The sequence below is a fragment of the Paenarthrobacter ureafaciens genome (assembly GCF_004028095.1).
GTDB classification, from domain to species: domain Bacteria; phylum Actinomycetota; class Actinomycetes; order Actinomycetales; family Micrococcaceae; genus Arthrobacter; species Arthrobacter ureafaciens.
On sequence record NZ_SBHM01000007.1, the window covers coordinates 1,026,494 to 1,043,450 of the forward strand.

11 protein-coding genes and 1 riboswitch are annotated in these 16,957 nt (G+C 63.3%); of the genes, 4 read left to right on the top strand and 7 right to left on the bottom strand.

All coding sequences use genetic code 11. From position 1 onward, the window contains the following. Nucleotides 1–388: 388 nt before the first annotated feature. Nucleotides 389–1,591, top strand: coding sequence for a hypothetical protein (locus tag AUR_RS09020; RefSeq protein ID WP_062098534.1), 1,203 nt, complete (start codon nt 389–391; stop codon nt 1,589–1,591). Nucleotides 1,592–2,247: 656 nt separating this feature from the next. Here AUR_RS09020 and AUR_RS09025 read toward each other — a convergent pair. From AUR_RS09025 to gcvP, 7 genes are all read right to left on the bottom strand, one after another. Beyond that, the gene (locus tag AUR_RS09025) at nt 2,248–3,009 is read right to left on the bottom strand and encodes a methylenetetrahydrofolate reductase (protein WP_062098536.1); all 762 of its coding nucleotides are present in this window, start codon (nt 3,007–3,009) and stop codon (nt 2,248–2,250) included. A gap of 30 nt (nt 3,010–3,039) precedes the next feature. Next, a complete protein-coding gene (gene lipA, locus AUR_RS09030; protein WP_128397121.1) occupies nt 3,040–4,047 on the bottom strand; it encodes a lipoyl synthase in 1,008 nt (335 codons plus the stop codon). 23 nt (nt 4,048–4,070) lie between these two features. Beyond that, nucleotides 4,071–5,483, bottom strand: a complete 1,413-nt coding sequence (locus tag AUR_RS09035) for an L-serine ammonia-lyase (protein WP_062098538.1) — start codon at nt 5,481–5,483, stop codon at nt 4,071–4,073. Nucleotides 5,484–5,759: 276 nt separating this feature from the next. Further along, complete coding sequence (glyA, locus tag AUR_RS09040; protein ID WP_062098540.1) at nt 5,760–7,079, bottom strand: serine hydroxymethyltransferase; 1,320 nt, start codon at nt 7,077–7,079, stop codon at nt 5,760–5,762. Next, nucleotides 7,076–7,459, bottom strand: a complete 384-nt coding sequence (gene gcvH / locus AUR_RS09045) for a glycine cleavage system protein GcvH (protein WP_128397122.1) — start codon at nt 7,457–7,459, stop codon at nt 7,076–7,078. Before gcvH ends, glyA begins: the two co-directional genes overlap by 4 nt. A gap of 21 nt (nt 7,460–7,480) precedes the next feature. After that, a complete protein-coding gene (gcvT, locus tag AUR_RS09050) occupies nt 7,481–8,617 on the bottom strand; it encodes a glycine cleavage system aminomethyltransferase GcvT (protein WP_062098542.1) in 1,137 nt (378 codons plus the stop codon). Nucleotides 8,618–8,628: 11 nt separating this feature from the next. Beyond that, complete coding sequence (gcvP, locus tag AUR_RS09055) at nt 8,629–11,481, bottom strand: aminomethyl-transferring glycine dehydrogenase (RefSeq protein ID WP_062098544.1); 2,853 nt, start codon at nt 11,479–11,481, stop codon at nt 8,629–8,631. 149 nt (nt 11,482–11,630) lie between these two features. Further along, nucleotides 11,631–11,730: riboswitch (glycine riboswitch) on the bottom strand. Nucleotides 11,731–11,985: 255 nt separating this feature from the next. On the opposite strand from gcvP, the gene AUR_RS09060 reads away from it, so the two are divergent. From AUR_RS09060 to AUR_RS09070, 3 genes are all read left to right on the top strand, one after another. After that, a complete protein-coding gene (locus tag AUR_RS09060) occupies nt 11,986–14,574 on the top strand; it encodes an AMP-binding protein (RefSeq protein WP_062098546.1) in 2,589 nt (862 codons plus the stop codon). Nucleotides 14,575–14,650: 76 nt separating this feature from the next. Next, nucleotides 14,651–15,091, top strand: coding sequence for a large conductance mechanosensitive channel protein MscL (gene mscL / locus AUR_RS09065; RefSeq protein ID WP_062098548.1), 441 nt, complete (start codon nt 14,651–14,653; stop codon nt 15,089–15,091). 480 nt (nt 15,092–15,571) lie between these two features. Then, a complete protein-coding gene (locus tag AUR_RS09070) occupies nt 15,572–16,912 on the top strand; it encodes an MFS transporter (RefSeq protein WP_021474481.1) in 1,341 nt (446 codons plus the stop codon). The last annotated feature ends 45 nt before the right edge of the window (nt 16,913–16,957 follow it).

Here is a 16,957-nt window from a genome sequence, read left to right on the forward strand (position 1 = left end):
CATCCTTTCGGAATGTCCGGCAAGGGCGTCCCACTTCCAAGGATGTGGGACATCTGCCGCGGGGGAAACACAGCACGGGCAGGTGACTCGGGAGGACTCCCACTGGAACGGCGGATGCTTTGGCCTCCAAATATGTCTCACCTTCGGCCTCCGACGTGGCTTTGTTCGCCGGTGGCCTACGGTCAGGGTCACTTTCATTCCCACACCCCGGCCGCCACGTCCGTGACGGTCTGTTCCTTCACAGACAGTCGGTGCTGACGTCGCCTTCGCGGTGTCGAGCAAGCTGGCAGTCCTTCGCTTAGGCTGGGAGCACGCAAAGGGCACCCGCCAATGACGGTCCCTCACGCTTCGACGGAAATGTGTCCCCGCGAGGAAGAAGAGTTTGAGCATGTCCTATGACTTGACCGTCTATTGCCCGGGGTCTCCCACTATCGAAGAGGTGGCTTTGCTTGTCGGAAACACCCGTGGCTTCCACGTGGATCCAGCCAATAGCAACGACACCGGTGTGGTGGTGCTTCGCGGTGTGAAGCGGGACTACAGCTTCACCGTTGACGGTCCGTTCACCGTGGAAGTTGAGGATGTGCCCGAGGAAGTCGCTGCGGTGCTATCTGACGCAGCCACGATGTTCCAGATTCTGGTTGAAGGAACCCAAGAAACGGAGATCCCGCACGGTGTCCGCTTCGCGAAGAAACTCGCGAAAGCCTGCCATGGGGTGGCCGTGGATGAGCAGACTGATGAAGTGTGGCCCAAGCCCCGTGTAGCGAGAACTCCGTCAGCAGCGAAGGAGAAACGCGCAGTCAACTCTGTTTGGGTGAGCTGGCTCCTCCCCGAGGACGAGCTGCCGGAAGACTTTCTCGCACGCTACCTTCAGATGGCCCAAGAGCTTCTGCCGCAAGCTGTGCCGGTGCGTTTTGGCAAATATGAACCCCTCCAAGGGCGGTTTGATACGGCCGGCGCCGAAGGATTCATCACTGAGTACTACAACAGCGAGATCAATGACTGGAGCCTTTACTACAAAAATCCTTCCCCGGTGACCTACGGGTCCATCAGCAGTCACGAACTTCAGTGGGGCAACCCCTTCACACGGATCATCCTGGCCGTGGACGAGCCGGCCTTAGCAGATGAAGCATTCAGGGCCGCCGTGCGAAGTTTCTTCCTCACCGTGGCCTCCGAACTCCGAGCGACGTACGCCTGGGCTGAGTTAGATAACCGCCAAGACATGACCCGGGTGCCCCTCATCTACTTGCCTCCCACACAATGGGTTGGCTTTCAGCCCTACCCCGTGTGGTGGGTCTGGGCCGGTCCTCGGCTTGTGCCCGACATTGGGCGGTTCCTTGGCCCTGATGCCATCGAGCACTCCGGAGGACTGTTCCGTGCGTACAGCGACGAACCTCTAGACCGACACCAACTCTCGGTGAAGCTCGGCCCCAAGAACCTGCCTTGGATACCCGCCAATTATTCCGCGACCTACTCGGACGAATACATGGCGTATCAACCTCTGGCAACCGCAGAGGTCGTTCCTGTTCCCCTCCGAAACCGTGAACCCCTAGAACTGCCCTATGCTTTCCGCAACCCACCTCGAAAGGCATAGGGCACCGACAGATCGGATTTTCGGGGTGTGTCCCGCTGTGTTCGGGTTCCAAGGAGGTGGGACGTGAAAACGGTGTAGCGTATAAGCCTTTTTTCCGGACACCCTGGGCAGGCGACTTTGGACATCCGTGCAGCCGACTTCGAAAACGGACATCCCAAATCAGCACCACACCCGAAATCGTTCTGTACCTGAAGTTATGCCAAAACGCGCGACAAAGAGGACCGTCACAGGAGCGACTTTCGGTACGGTGCACGCACGGAGGTCGGATACGCGGCTCTCGACGGCCAAGCAGGACCTGAGCCGGCAGCTGGACGCCTTGGCCGCGACCGGCATCACCTAGGGTGTTTGCTGATAAGAGGTCCGGAGCCACTAAGGACCGACCAGGGCTCCAAGCAGTCTCCTAGGCCAATGATCGGTTATTGAAAGACGTCGTAGCTTTGCAGAGGCCCGTGATTCCTGTCCGGTAAAGGATCCCCTTACTGCACCTTGAAGCGTCGATTAACGTCTCGCAAACCTTCAGCGAGATAAGCATGCGCCGATCCCCGCGGCGTCCCCCCACGGGGGCGCTCCCCATCTACGAATCAGCAAGCCGCGACCTCGCGCCGGCTGACCCACGTGCCAATCACTTCAGGCATTGCGCCGGCTTCGAGCGCGCCCTATTGCGGCAGCGCCTCGAGCGAATTGAACGTGTACAACTGGATGCCTTCAACACCCGGCCGGGCAGCCAGCTCCTGAATCAGGGCGTCGGGTGCGTATCTTTCGCCCAGGATGAGCTTGCGGGCAAGAGGTCCCTTGCGGCTGAGGAACTTGAGCGAGGCGCCCACTCCAATCCTGCTTGCCAGGGAGATGAGCTTCGCTTTCGGAACTGCACCAGCAACTCCGGCGTGGACGGGAAGGGTCACGCCCTCCTTGCGGAGCAGGGCGACGTAATTGTGGATGGTCTCCGCCGAGAAACACATCTGGGTGACGATCTTGCCGGCAAACTCCTGTTTCTCCAGCAACGCATCCATCAGCTGCAGGCCATTGATGGTCGGGTGGCCTTCCGGGTAGCCCGCGACGCCCACCGACATCGACCCGCCGCTCAGTTCCGCAATGTCACGCACAAGTTCGACGCCGGTGGAGTAGGCGCCCGCTGCTCGCGGGGCGTCACCTCCGATCGCAAACATTTCCGTGATCCCTGCCGCCGCACAATCATCGAGGATCCCGGACAAGTGCTCCCGGCTTTCCACGCACTTGGCGGCGATATGCGGAACGGCCACGAAGCCCAGCTCGCTCAGCTTGATCGCCGTCCTCACGGTGGATTCGACTCCGTGGTGGGGCAGGCAAGTGATGCTGACCGTCGAACCGGCCGGCAGCGCACTGTTGACCACGTCAACGATGCCATCGGTAGGGATGATTTCAACGCGGGTGGCAAGCATGGTGAGTCCTTTGTGCTGGCTGATAATCAGTTAGCCGTGGGCGGCGAGGATGGTGGAGGCTTCCTGGCGGGTGGTGCCGGAGGATTCGATGTGGGCCAGGCCTTCGGGGATGGCCCATCCTTTCTTCCGCATCGCGGTGGCCCAGAGGCGCCCGGCGCGGTAGGAGGAGCGGACCAGGGGCCCGGACATGACGCCGAGGAAGCCGATCTCTTCGGCCTCGTGCTGGAGGTCCACGAATTCCTGGGGCTTGACCCACCGGTCCACGGGCAGGTGCCGCTCGGAGGGGCGCAGGTACTGGGTGATGGTGATCAGGTCACACCCGGCATCGTGGAGGTCCCGGAGGGCTTCGGAGATTTCCTCGCGGGTCTCGCCCATGCCCAGGATCAGGTTGGACTTGGTCACCATGCCCAGATCCCGGCCTTGGGTGATCACGTCCAGGGAACGCTCGTACCGGAACGCCGGACGGATCCGCTTGAAAATCCGGGGCACGGTCTCGACGTTGTGCGCGAACACCTCGGGCTTGGACTCACAGATCGCGGCGATGTGTTCGGGTTTGCCGGAGAAGTCCGGGATCAGCAGTTCCACCCCGGTGCCGGGGTTCAGTTCGTGGATCTTCCGGACCGTTTCGGCGTACAGCCACACGCCCTCGTCCTCGAGGTCATCACGGGCCACGCCGGTCACGGTCGCGTAGCGCAGCTGCATCGCCTGCACACTCCTGGCCACTTTGGTGGGTTCGAAGCGGTCCAGCGGGGAGGGTTTGCCGGTATCGATCTGGCAGAAATCACAGCGCCGCGTGCATTCGGACCCGCCGATCAGGAACGTCGCTTCCTTGTCTTCCCAGCACTCGAAAATGTTCGGGCACCCGGCCTCCTCACACACCGTGTGCAGGCCTTCCTTCTTCACCAGGTTCTTCAACCCAACAAACTCAGGGCCCATCTGGACCTTCGCTTTGATCCACTCAGGCTTACGCTCAACCGGGACCGCCGCGTTACGCTGCTCAACGCGCAGCAACTTACGGCCTTCAGGTGCCAGGGTCATGGAATTTCCTTTGTGATCGATTTTCAGCATTCGACGACGTTGACGGCGAGGCCGCCCATCGCGGTTTCTTTGTATTTGTGGGACATGTCCTTACCCGTCTCACGCATGGTCACGATGACTTCATCAAGGGAAACCCGGTGCGTGCCATCACCCCACAACGCCATCTTCGCGGCGTTGATCGCCTTCGCCGCAGCGATCGCGTTCCGCTCAATACACGGGATCTGCACCAACCCCCCGATCGGATCACACGTCAACCCCAGATTATGCTCCATCGCGATCTCCGCAGCGTTCTCCACCTGAGCCGGGGAACCACCCATCACCTCAGCCAACCCCGCAGCAGCCATCGACGACGCCGAACCCACCTCACCCTGACACCCAACCTCCGCACCGGAAATCGAGGCCTGCTCCTTATACAACACACCCACCGCACCGGCAGCGAGCAAGAACCGCACCACCACATCATCCCGGTCCGCCTGCGTGGCCTGATCCATCCCCGGGGCATAATGCAACGCGTAATACAACACCGCAGGAATGATCCCGGCAGCACCATTGGTCGGAGCAGTGACCACCCGCCCACCGGAAGCGTTCTCCTCATTGACCGCCAACGCGATCAGGTTCACCCACTCCTGCCAATACTTCGGATCGTTCCGGTCCTTGTCCTCCTTCAACAACCGCTCCAACCAATCAGGAGCACGACGGCGGACCCTCAGTCCCCCGGGCAGCACACCCTCGCGCTTGAGCGACGTTTCAACACAGGCCTCCATCACCGACCAGATATGCAGCAAACCCTCCCGGATCTCCTCCTCGGACCGGGACGCCCGCTCATTGACCAGCATGATGTCGCTGATCCCCAGCCCCTTGGACGAGCACCGGCCCAGCAACTCCGCAGCGGTCCGGAACGGCAACGGCAACTCCGCCTTGGACTCCTCCAACTCAGCCCGCGCCGCGTCCTCCTCGCCCTCACGAACAATGAACCCGCCACCGACCGAGAAAAACGTCGCCTCCCTCAGCACGTTCCCCCCGGCATCGGTAACAGCGAACTTCATCCCGTTCGTATGCCGAGGCAACACCGTCAACGGATGCAACACCATATCCCCCACGGCATACGGCAACAGCACACCCTCACCCGAAGCCCCGGCCAGGTTCAGCATGCCCGTCTCCGCGATCGCAGCAAGACGCTCCTCCACCTCACCGGGCAGGATCAACTCCGGCTCAAACCCCTCCAAACCCAGCAACGTAGCCGTAAAGGTGCCATGACCCTTACCCGTCGCAGCCAAAGAACCATACAAATCCACCCGCAACCCCGCCACAGAAGACAGAACACCGGAATCACGAAGCTCCCGCGCAAACACCGCCCCAGCCCGCATCGGACCCACCGTATGCGAACTCGACGGACCAATACCCACGGAGAACAAATCGAAAACACCAACAGCCATGGCTGGGACCTTTCGGGGTCGAAGAAAAAACAACGGGAAGCAAAACAAAAGGTGGGAGCTGGGCCAAGTCCGAGCCAAGGCCGGCCCAGCCCCCGTGGAGGTCCAGTACAAACCTCCAACCCGGTGTAAATGTGCAGCATCCGTTCCCAGCAAATGCCACACCCGGGAGATCAATGCCAGACCGATTCGGGGGTTCGCTGCGCAGTGTGCCGTGCGCACGGCACACTCCGCAGCTAGCCCACGAATCGGATGTGAGGTCCGCCGGACGATCAGCCCCTAACCCAAGTTCGCGACCTCGGGGTACAGAGGATGAGCAGCGGCGAGGACCTCTACACGGTGACGCAGGCCCGAAAGGTCCGCCTCGGCGTCGGCGGTCAATGCCTCGGCGATGATGTCCGCAACCTCGCGGAAGGCTGCTTCGCCGAACCCGCGCGTGGCGAGGGCCGGCGTACCGATGCGCAACCCGGAGGTGACCATCGGCGGGCGGGGGTCGAACGGCACAGCGTTGCGGTTGACGGTGATGTCGATCGCGGCGAGGCGGTCTTCGGCTTGTTGGCCGTCGAGTTCGCAGTTGCGAAGGTCCACGAGGACCAGGTGCACGTCCGTGCCGCCGGACACTACAGAAATCCCAGCAGCAGCGACGTCGGGCTGCACCAGGCGTTCCGCGAGGATGCGGGCGCCGGCCAGGACGCGTGACTGCCGCTCACGGAATTCCTCGGAAGCAGCGATCTTGAACGCCACAGCCTTGCCTGCGATCACGTGTTCCAGGGGGCCACCCTGCTGTCCGGGGAAGACGGCAGAGTTGATCTTCTTGGCGACGTCGGCATCGTTGGAGAGGATGATGCCGCCACGGGGACCGGCGAGGGTCTTGTGCGTGGTGGAGGTGGTGACGTGGGCGTGCGGCACCGGCGAGGGGTGCAGGCCAGCGGCAACCAAACCGGCGAAGTGGGCCATGTCCACCATCAGGTAGGCGCCAACGGAATCAGCGATCCGGCGGAACTCTGCGAAGTCCAGCTGCCGCGCGTATGCGGACCAACCAGCCACGATCAGTGCAGGCTTGTGTTCCTGGGCCAGACGCTCCACCTCGGCCATGTCGACGGTGTGGGTGTCTTCGCGGACGCCATAGGGCACCACGTTGTACAGCTTGCCGGAGAAGTTGATCCGCATGCCGTGCGTGAGGTGACCGCCGTGGGCGAGGTTGAGGCCCATGATGGTGTCGCCAGGCTTGATGAGTGCGTGCATCACGGACGCGTTGGCCTGCGCACCGGAGTGCGGCTGCACGTTCGCGTATTCGGCCCCGAAGAGGGACTTGATACGGTCGATCGCGAGCTGCTCGATCACATCCACGTGCTCGCAGCCACCGTAGTAGCGCTTGCCCGGGTAGCCCTCGGCGTACTTGTTGGTCAGAACCGAGCCCTGCGCCTGCATCACAGCAACGGCGGTGTGGTTTTCGGACGCGATCATTTCCAGGCCACCGCGCTGGCGGCCCAGTTCGTCGTCGATCTTCGCCGCGATCTCAGGGTCCAGCGACGCGAGGTCGGCGTCCAACGACGGCGATACGACCTGTTCGAATTCAGTCACGGATACAGGGGTCACAGTTCGCCTCCGTTGGCTGCTGCGTACTCTTCGCCCGTCATGAGCGGCCCTTCGTCCGTGGCGGCAACCTTGAACAGCCAGCCGGCACCGTAGGGATCGTTATTGATGAGTGCGTGATCATCGACCACAGCGTCGTTGATCTCGGTCACCTCACCGGTAACGGGCGAGTACAGGTCGGAAACGGACTTGGTCGATTCCACCTCGCCGCAGGTCTCGCCTGCGGTCACCGTAGAGCCAACCTCGGGCAGGTCCACGTAAACAATGTCGCCCAGGGCGTCGGCGGCCACGGCGGAGATGCCGATGCCTACCGGTCCGCCGCCATCTGCAGCAACCCATTCATGTTCAGCCGAGTACTTCAGCCCGGCAACAACTTTGCTCATCTCAAAATCCTTCTCTCGTGACTACTTGGAACGCTTGTAGAACGGCAGCGCCACAACTTCGAATGGCTCGGCCTTGCCGCGCAGGTCCACCTCAACTGTGGTACCCGGAGCGGAATGCTCGACGTCGACATACGCCAACGCCACCGGGTAACCGAGTGTTGGGCTCGGCTGGCCGGAGGTCACCTCACCGATGAGGGTGCCGTCCTTCAGAACCGAATAATGCGCGCGGGCTGCACGACGGCCGGTGCCCTTGAGGCCGACCAGCTTCTGACCGATCGTGGATCCAACACCCGCAGCCTTGATGGCGGCCAGTGCTTCTTTCCCCACAAAATCGCTTTCCTTGGACAACGCCACAACCGGGCCGAGTCCGGCTGCGTAGGCATTGACGTGGCGGGAGAGCTCGTTGCCGTAGAGGGGCATGCCCGCTTCAAGGCGGAGCGAGTCGCGGGCTGCGAGGCCTGCCGGGATGAGGCCCTGGCCTTCCCCGGCTTCAAGCAGCGCCTCCCACAGCTCAGCGGCGTCCTGGTTGGGCACGTAGATCTCGAACCCGTCCTCGCCCGTGTATCCAGTGCGGGCCAACAGCAGCTCGTCACCGGCAATCGAAACCTCGACGGCGGCGTAGTACTTCAGTTCCGTGACCAGCAAGTGCTGCTCTGCGGGAACGAGCTTGAGCAGGATTGCCTCGGCGTTTGGTCCCTGTACAGCGACCAGTGAGGTCTCCGCGGAGGCGTCCTCCACAACGACGTCGAAACCGGCGGCGCGCTCCAGCAGGGCAGCGGCCACCACGGCAGCGTTGCCCGCGTTCGGAACCACGAGGAACTTGTCCACGCCTTCCTCCGACGAGGGGCGACGGTACGTGATGAGGTCATCGATGATTCCGCCGTCGGCATCGCAGATCAGCGAGTACTTCGCTTTGCCTTCTGCCACCGCGGACAACTTGCCAACCAGCGCGTAGTCCAGGAACGCGGCGGCCTGCGGCCCGGTGACCCAGACTTCACCCATGTGGGAGAGGTCGAACAGGCCCGCGGCGTTGCGGACGGCGTGGTGCTCGGCCAGCTCGGATTCGTACTTCAAGGGCATCTGCCAACCGCCAAAATCCGTGAAGGAGGCGCCGGCCTTTTTGTGCTGCTCGTAGAGAGCGGTGTAATTGTCAGACATGTCGGGGTCCTTTAGTTCTCGAAGTCTTCGATCGGAGGGCACGAGCAGACGAGGTTGCGGTCGCCCGCAGCACCGTCAATCCGGCCAACCGGCGGGAAGTACTTGTCCTGCTTGAGGCTCGGCACCGGGAAGGCTGCCTGCTCACGCGGGTAGTTGCGCTCCCAGGATGAACTCACGACGGCGGCTGCCGTGTGCGGTGCGTTGCGAAGCGGGGAGTCCTCCACGGAGAAGTCTCCGCTGGCTACCTGTTCGATTTCGGCCCGGATGGTGATCATGGCTTCGATGAAGCGGTCGATCTCGGCCAGGTCCTCGGACTCTGTGGGCTCAACCATGAGGGTGCCGGCGACCGGGAACGCCAGGGTGGGGGCGTGGAAGCCGAAGTCGATGAGGCGCTTGGCCACGTCCTCGGCGGTCACGCCGGTGCGGGCGGTCAGTTCACGGAGATCCAGGATGCACTCGTGGGCAACCAGTCCACCTTCGCCCGTGTAAAGGACAGGGAAATGCTCGTTCAAGCGGGAAGCTACGTAGTTGGCAGCCAGCAGGGCGGACTTGGTTGCTTCGGTCAGTCCTTCGCCGCCCATGAGCTTCACGTAAGCCCAGGAGATGGGGAGCACGCCGGCCGAACCGAAACGGGAGGCCGAGATGGAAACGCCATGCCCTTCCTCATGCGCTGCCTTATTGGCATCGCCCGGCATGAACGGGGCCAGGTGCGCCTTCGCAGCAACGGGGCCGACGCCCGGCCCGCCACCGCCGTGGGGGATGCAGAAGGTCTTGTGCAGGTTCAGGTGGGACACGTCGCCGCCGAACTTGCCCGGCTGCGCCAAGCCCACCAGCGCGTTCAGGTTCGCGCCATCGACGTACACCTGGCCACCGGCTTCGTGCACTGCCTCGCACACCTCAACAACGTCGGCGTCGTAAACACCGTGCGTGGACGGGTAGGTGATCATGATGGCCGACAAGACGTCACGGTTCGCCTCGATCTTGGCCTTGAGATCCTCGTGGTCGATGGTGCCATCGGGCGCCGTGGCAACCACCACAACCTTCATGCCCGCGAGCACGGCGGACGCTGCGTTGGTGCCGTGTGCCGAGGCGGGGATGAGGCAGACGTTGCGCTGCTGGTCTCCGCGGGAGTGGTGGTAGCCGCGGATGGCGAGGAGCCCGGCCAGCTCGCCCTGGGACCCGGCGTTCGGCTGGATGGAGACCTGGTCGTAACCCGTGATCTCGGTCAGGTCAGCTTCCAGGCCGGTGATCAGCTCACGCCAACCTTCGGTCTGGGAATCAGGAGCGAAGGGGTGGATGGAGGCGAACTCGGGCCAGGAAATGGCTTCCATCTCCGCCGTGGCGTTCAGCTTCATGGTGCACGAACCCAGCGGGATCATGGTGCGGTCCAGCGCCAGGTCCCGGTCGGACAGCTTGCGGATATAGCGCAACAGCTGCGTCTCGGAACGGTGCGTGCTGAACACGGGGTGCTGCAGGAAGTCGGAGGTACGGAGCACGTCCGAGGCCAGTTCGAACCCTGCCGCGTCCCCGACCGGACCAGCGCCGAAGGCGACGGCAACCGCGGAGAGGACCTCCGGCGTCGTGGTTTCATCAACGGAAACACCCACGGTGTCCTCGTCGATGCGGCGGAGGTTGATGCCACGTGCTTCGGCGGCACCGATCACCTTGCTTGCCTTGCCCGGGACGCGGACGGTGAGGGTGTCGAAGAACGAATCGGAGACGAGTTCGCGGCCGGCCTTCTGCAGTGCCGTGGCCAGAACGCGAGCGTGGCCGTGCACAGTCTCGGCGATCGCCTTGAGTCCGTCCGGACCGTGGTACACCGCGTACATCGAGGCAACGATCGCGAGCAGGGCCTGTGCCGTGCAGATGTTGGACGTGGCCTTTTCGCGGCGGATGTGCTGCTCGCGGGTCTGCAGGGCGAGGCGGTAGGCGGGAACGCCGGCGTTGTCCTTGGACACACCAACGATGCGGCCCGGGAGGGTGCGCTCCATGCCCTGGCGGACGGCCATGTAAGCGGCGTGCGGGCCACCGAAGAACAGCGGAACGCCGAAGCGCTGCGCGGTTCCGACGGCGATGTCCGCACCCTGCTCGCCCGGGGGCGTGATGAGGGTGAGTGCCAGCAGGTCGGCGGCAACGGTGACCAGTGCACCGCGCTCCTTCGCGGACGCGATCACGGGGGCGTGGTTGAACACCCGGCCCGAGACGCCCGGCTGCTGGAGGACGACGCCGTTGATGTCGCCGTCGGGCAGTCCTGCGGAGAGGTCCGCAACCTCCACCTCGAAGCCGAGCGCTTCTGCGCGGCCCTTCACGATCGCAATGGTCTGCGGGAACAGGTCGGCGTCCAGGACGGTCTTGCCGTCCTTCGCGGTCTTGTCCTTGTTGGCGCGGCGCATGAGCAGCACGGCCTCGGCAACGGCGGTGGCTTCGTCAAGGAGGGAAGCGTTGGCGATCGGCAAGCCCGTGAGGTCCTGGACCATGGTCTGGAAGTTCAGGAGTGCTTCGAGGCGGCCCTGGGAAATTTCGGGCTGGTAAGGGGTGTAGGCGGTGTACCAAGCCGGGGACTCAAGGATGTTGCGGCGGATCACCGGGGGCGTGATGGTGTCGTAGTAGCCCTGGCCGATCATCTGGACGGCAGTCTTATTCTTGGCCGCGAGCTTGCGGAGTTCGGCCAGAACCTGGGTCTCGCTGAGGGCCTTCTGCAGGGTCAGCGGCGAGGACTGGCGGATGGAATCGGGGACCGCAACGTCAACCAGGCCATCAACGGAGTCGTATCCAATGGCCTTGAGCATGGTGTCGATATCAGCCTGGCGGCGGGCGCCGATATGCCGGTCCGCGAACGCGGTTGGGGAGGATTGAACAGTCAAGAGGAACTCCAGGATTCAGGCGCCCGCTGAGCGCCATGGTGAATATGGGTTCCTCCCCGCTCTGTATTGGACCTGAGAGATTCCGTGGACTTGGTTGCCCACTTGCACCGTCGGTGAGCCCGGTTGCCCGGACTGCTTTCCAGAGTTGCCTCGCCGCGGCGGTACATGGGCCTGAGAGATTCCTGGGGAGGATTTGCTCCTACGGCGCCTGACTGGATGTACCCGGCAGGACTCTCCCGCCGCAGATCAAAAGCGTGTGCGCCACCTCGGTGACACGCTTCACACCATAGCGGGTGATCGCGAAGAAAGGCAAGACGCGCAGGTCAGGGCGGTTGGGAAGTGCTAGAGCGTCCCCCGCAGGGCGGCGGGAAGTGATAGAGCGTCCGAAGGTCCGTTGCTCTATCACTTCCCCTCCCCTTTTCCGGGTTGCTCCAAGGCTTCACATTTCGGAACCGCGCGCAAATCCATTTGAGTTAGGTTAGGCATACCTTCTATCTTGCCTTGGTGAGTATTCAGCCGGATTTGGCCGGAGTCTCCTTTGCCGCCCATTTGGCATCGTTTGGAGACCGGCCCGCAGTACACCTCGGAACAGACACAGTGAGCTACGCCCAACTGGCCTGCCGAGTCCAGGAGATGGCGGCGTCGTTTGGCAGCGCCCGCCGCCTGGTCGCCCTCGAGGCCGACAACACTTTGTCGTCGTTGACGGTGTACCTGGCAGCCCTCTCGTCGGGCCATCCGCTGCTCATCCTTCCCTCCGGCGGAGGCCCTGCCGTTGAGTCGCTGCTGGCGGCTTACGAGCCGGATCTCATTGCGCGCTCCGTCGACGGTGGAACAACCCTTGAAGAACGCCGCTCCGGGAGCAAGCACGATCTCCATCCCGAACTCGCCCTGCTGCTGAGCACGTCGGGCTCAACCGGATCACCCAAACTGGTCCGCATCTCCGCAGCATCGGTGCAGGCGAATGCGCAGGCCATTGCGCAGTACCTGCATCTCCGTCCGGCGGACACGGCGGCCACCACGCTTCCCCTGTCCTACTGCTACGGCATGAGCGTCGTGAACAGCCACCTCCTGGTGGGTGCCTCAATTGCCCTCACGGATCTGTCCGTGGTTGACCCGTGCTTCTGGGAGCTGATGCGGTCGCGGTCTGTCACGTCTTTCGCCGCGGTTCCCTACACCTTTGACCTGCTCGAACGCGTGGGCTTCGAAACCATGGAGCTGCCCAGCCTCCGGTACATCACCCAGGCGGGCGGACGCCTGGACCCTGCCCGCGTGCGCCGTTATGCGCAGCTCGGCCAGGAGCGTGGCTGGGACCTCTTTGTGATGTACGGCCAGACCGAAGCGACAGCACGGATGGCGTACCTTCCCCCGGATGAGGCCGCTGATAACCCCAACGCCATAGGGGTCCCCATTCCCGGAGGATCCTTCCGGCTGGAGCCCGTGCCCGGCCTGGATGAGAGCGAGCTCGTCTACTCCGGGCCGAACGTCATGCTGGGTTACGCCGAGCAGCCATCGGACCTCGCCCGGGGACGGGACATCACCGAGCTCCGCACGGGCGACCTCGCACGCAGGGGGCCGGGAGGCTTGTACCAGATCGTCGGGCGGCGGAGTCGCTTCGTGAAGATCGTGGGGCTGCGCGTTGACCTGGGACGGGTCGAAAAGATCCTGGCCGACTACGGCGTCACGGCAGCAGTTGCCGGGTCCGACAGTGGCCTCGTGGCCGCGGTCGAAGGCAAGCATGAACTCTCCATTCTCGCGAAGACCGTGGCGCAGGACCTTGGCATACCCCGGGCGGCGTTGACCCTCTGCTCAGTCGACTCGATTCCACGGCTGGTCAACGGAAAGACGGATTACCCTGCCGTCCTCGCCTTGGCATCGCAGGAGCCGCAAAGGAACCCGGAGCTTCCATCCGCAAAAGCCTGCGATGACCCCAAGACCATTTTTGCCGATGTTCTTGAGCGGACCGACGTCAAGGAAACGGACACGTTCGTCTCATTGGGCGGCGATTCGCTCTCCTACGTAGCCGCGTCGGTCCGGCTGGAAAGTGCCTTGGGCTACCTTCCCGACGGGTGGCACCTGATGCCGGTGTGCGAACTGACTCCCAAAGAACCGGAAGCGAAGCCAGCAGGGCCCAACAAGGCGGGACCCAACCCACAGCCGGGGACGGCGCCGCAGCGTCGCAGGTTGATTGCGCGCATGGAGACCGGGATCGTCCTGCGGGCAGTGGCCATCATCTTCATCGTTTCCACCCATGTGGGCCTCTTCGACTGGGAAGGGACGGCCCACGTCCTGATAGCGGTGGCTGGATACAACTTTGCCCGGTTCCAACTGTCGGGCCCACGCCGGGAACGGCTCAAACGGCAACTGAAGGCGGTGGCACGGATCGCCCTGCCCAGCATGGCGGTGATCGGCGTGGCCTTCGCCACCACGGACGACTACGGTTGGCACAACATTTTCCTGCTCAACACGTTGGTGGGGCCCCAAGGCTGGACCGACATGTCGCGCTTCTGGTTCATTGAGATCCTGGTGCATATCCTGGTGGGCCTGGCGGCGCTGCTGGCCATCCCCGCCCTGGACAGGGCACAGCGCAGGTGGCCGTGGCTGCTTCCGCTCAGCCTCGCGGCGATTGACCTGCTCCAACGGTTCGACGTGATCGAACTCCCCTACCCCGGGCAGGGGCCCGTCCTGTGGCTTTTCGCCTTCGGCTGGGCCGCCGCTTTGTCCAAGACGTGGTGGCAACGCTCGGCCATGACCCTCGTGGCGCTGCTGACCATTCCGGGATCGTTCTCCAGCGAACCCCGCAGCGCCACGGTCCTGGTGGGGTTCCTCATCCTGCTCTGGATAACCACCCTGCCTGTGCCGCGGGGCCTTCACCGGATCACTGCGTTGCTGGCCACGTCTTCCATGTACATCTACGTGACGCATTGGCTCGTTTATCCACTGTTCGCCGAGGCCAGCCTCGGCCTGGCAGTTGCGGCGTCGCTGGCCGGTGGCATCGCCTACTGGGCGTTTGCCACGAGGGCCATGGGTGCCGCCGAAAGGTGGCTTGGCCGCCGTCGACCTTCACGTGCCTCCACCGCGGAGGCCGTCGCGTGACATCGCCCTGATACTTGCGGGTGGTAGTTTGTTCTCTGCTTTGAGCGATGAGCACCGACTGATCAGAGGACATGACATGTTTAAGGGTTTCAAGGACTTCATTCTCCGCGGCAACGTGATCGAGCTGGCGATCGCCGTCGTCATTGGCAGCGCCTTCACCGCACTGGTGGGCGCGTTCACCAACAACATCATCAACCCGGTGATCGCAGCGGCCGGCGGCGTCAACGCCGATGGCCTGGGCTTCCGGATTTGGCCTGACAACGAGGCCACCTTCGTGAACCTGGGGGCCGTCCTGACCGCTCTGGTGACGTTCCTGATCACCGCTGCCGTGGTCTATTTCATCTTTGTGGCGCCCATGAACAAGATCAACTCCATGGTCAAGGACCGCCTGTCCACCGAGGAGCCCGAGGAAGAGCCGCTGCCTGCCGACACTGCCCTGCTGGCCGAGATCCGCGACCTGCTCAAGGAAACAAACGGCCGCGGGAACCGCGACCTGGACAACGACCCCATCCGCTAAAGAGCAAAGCACGACGGCGGCCCGGCAGCTGGCATACCCAGGCCGGGTTAAGCCCAACTCACCAGAAGGGCCGGTATCCCAAGCGGCCCAGAACCGCTGGCCCAGCTCCACCAAGATCCTGCCCAGTACCTCAACGAAAGCCCGGTGAACCTACCAAGGTTCGCCGGGTTTTCGCATGTCGGAAGCGGAGCCGCAGCAATCGATAAGCACTGAACCATCCACCGCAGAAACCGTCGGTCACAATTTGCCGGAAGGCTGGGTATACCAAACCCCTTGACAGTGGCCCCCGCCACACCTAACTTTGATTTTGGGATCCCAAAACGGGATCCCAAAAGATCCACCACCGGCTGCGGGCACGTTCCACCGAAGAGCAGGCACCGCAACAGTTGCCGCCGGTAAGGGTCACGCCGCAGCGATATCCCGCACCGGCTCACCCCAAAGACATTCCCCATCCCGTCGACTCCTACTGAAGGAGAAGCTGTGTCTACCGAAAACGCCCAACTGGCAACCCAGGACACCGACCAAAAGCCCGGCAAGGACGGCGTGCAGCGACGCACGAACGTCCGCTGGAAGCTCTTTATCCTCTTGTTGGTCCTGGTTGCGGTCAATTACATCGACCGTGGTTCCATCTCCGTAGCCCTCCCCATCATCCAAAAAGAATTCAACCTCGCCCCTGAACTCGTGGGCCTGCTGCTATCGGCGTTCTTCTGGACGTACGCCCTTATGCAAATCCCCGTGGGCTGGCTGATTGACAGGTTCGGCCCCCGCAAAGTTGTCACCGCATCGTGCGTCGGCTGGGGTGCTGCCACGGCCGCATCCGGCCTTGCCGGCGGATTCCTCAGCATGTTCATCGCCCGTTTGGGCATCGGCGTCACCGAGGCCGGCGTCATGCCGGCCGGCGGCAAGCTCAATGCCATCTGGATGCACAGGAAGGAACGTGGCCGCGGCGCCACCATCCTCGACGCCGGAGCTCCCCTGGGTGCCGGTCTGGGCGGCATCCTCATCACCTGGCTGATCGCCTCCACCGGCAGCTGGCGGATGTCCTTCATCATCGCCGGCGGAGCCACCGTCCTCATGGGCCTGGCCGTCTGGTGGTACATCCGTGACAACCCCCGCCAGCACAAGGGCGTGAACGATGCCGAAGCCAGCTACATCGAAGAATCCCACGCCGAGGAAGACGCCGAGGCCGCCCGTGAAGGGGCACAGGGCAAGCGCGCCCTCCTGCCTTACCTGAAGTTCCGCTCCTTCTGGGCCATGTGCTTCGGCTGGCTCGGCTTCAACGGAGTGTTCTACGGCCTGCTGACGTGGGGTCCGCTGTACCTGGCACAGGCAAAGGGCTTTGACCTGAAGACCATCGGCTGGTCCACGTTCGTGATCTTCGGCGCGGGCTTCGTCGGCGAGATCCTCGGCGGCGCCATTGCGGACAAGTGGCGGGCCTCCGGCGCTTCGGCCAACAAAGTCATGCGCACCCTGCTGGGTATCTCCAGCCTCGTCGTAGTCGGCGGCCTGGTTGGCGTGACGATCGTCCCGGACCCGATCACCGCCGTCGTCCTCCTCTCCGCAGTCCTGTTCTTCCTCCGCTGGGTGGGCCTCTTCTGGTCCATCCCGTCCATCCTTGGCGGCCGTACCAATGCCGGCGTGCTGGGTGGAGCGATGAACTTCAGCGGCAACATTGCCGGGTTCGTCACCCCGATTGTGGTAGGCCTGATTGTCGGGGCCACCGGCTCCTACACCTGGGCACTGCTGTACTTTGTTGGATCCGCTGTGGTCATGGGCATCTCCGTCCTGGCCCTCGATTACAACAAGCGGCTCCCGGTCTGACTCGCACTCACCGGGCCGGCCGGAGGGTCCTGAACCACCCAATGG

Coding starts and splice junctions, on each gene's coding strand:
- AUR_RS09020 (WP_062098534.1), top strand. CDS start 389: ATGTCCTATGACTTGACCGTCTATTGCCCGGGGTCTCCCACTATCGAA.
- AUR_RS09025 (WP_062098536.1), bottom strand. CDS start 3,009: ATGCTTGCCACCCGCGTTGAAATCATCCCTACCGATGGCATCGTTGAC.
- lipA (WP_128397121.1), bottom strand. CDS start 4,047: ATGACCCTGGCACCTGAAGGCCGTAAGTTGCTGCGCGTTGAGCAGCGT.
- AUR_RS09035 (WP_062098538.1), bottom strand. CDS start 5,483: ATGGCTGTTGGTGTTTTCGATTTGTTCTCCGTGGGTATTGGTCCGTCG.
- gcvH (WP_128397122.1), bottom strand. CDS start 7,459: ATGAGCAAAGTTGTTGCCGGGCTGAAGTACTCGGCTGAACATGAATGG.
- gcvT (WP_062098542.1), bottom strand. CDS start 8,617: ATGTCTGACAATTACACCGCTCTCTACGAGCAGCACAAAAAGGCCGGC.
- mscL (WP_062098548.1), top strand. CDS start 14,651: ATGTTTAAGGGTTTCAAGGACTTCATTCTCCGCGGCAACGTGATCGAG.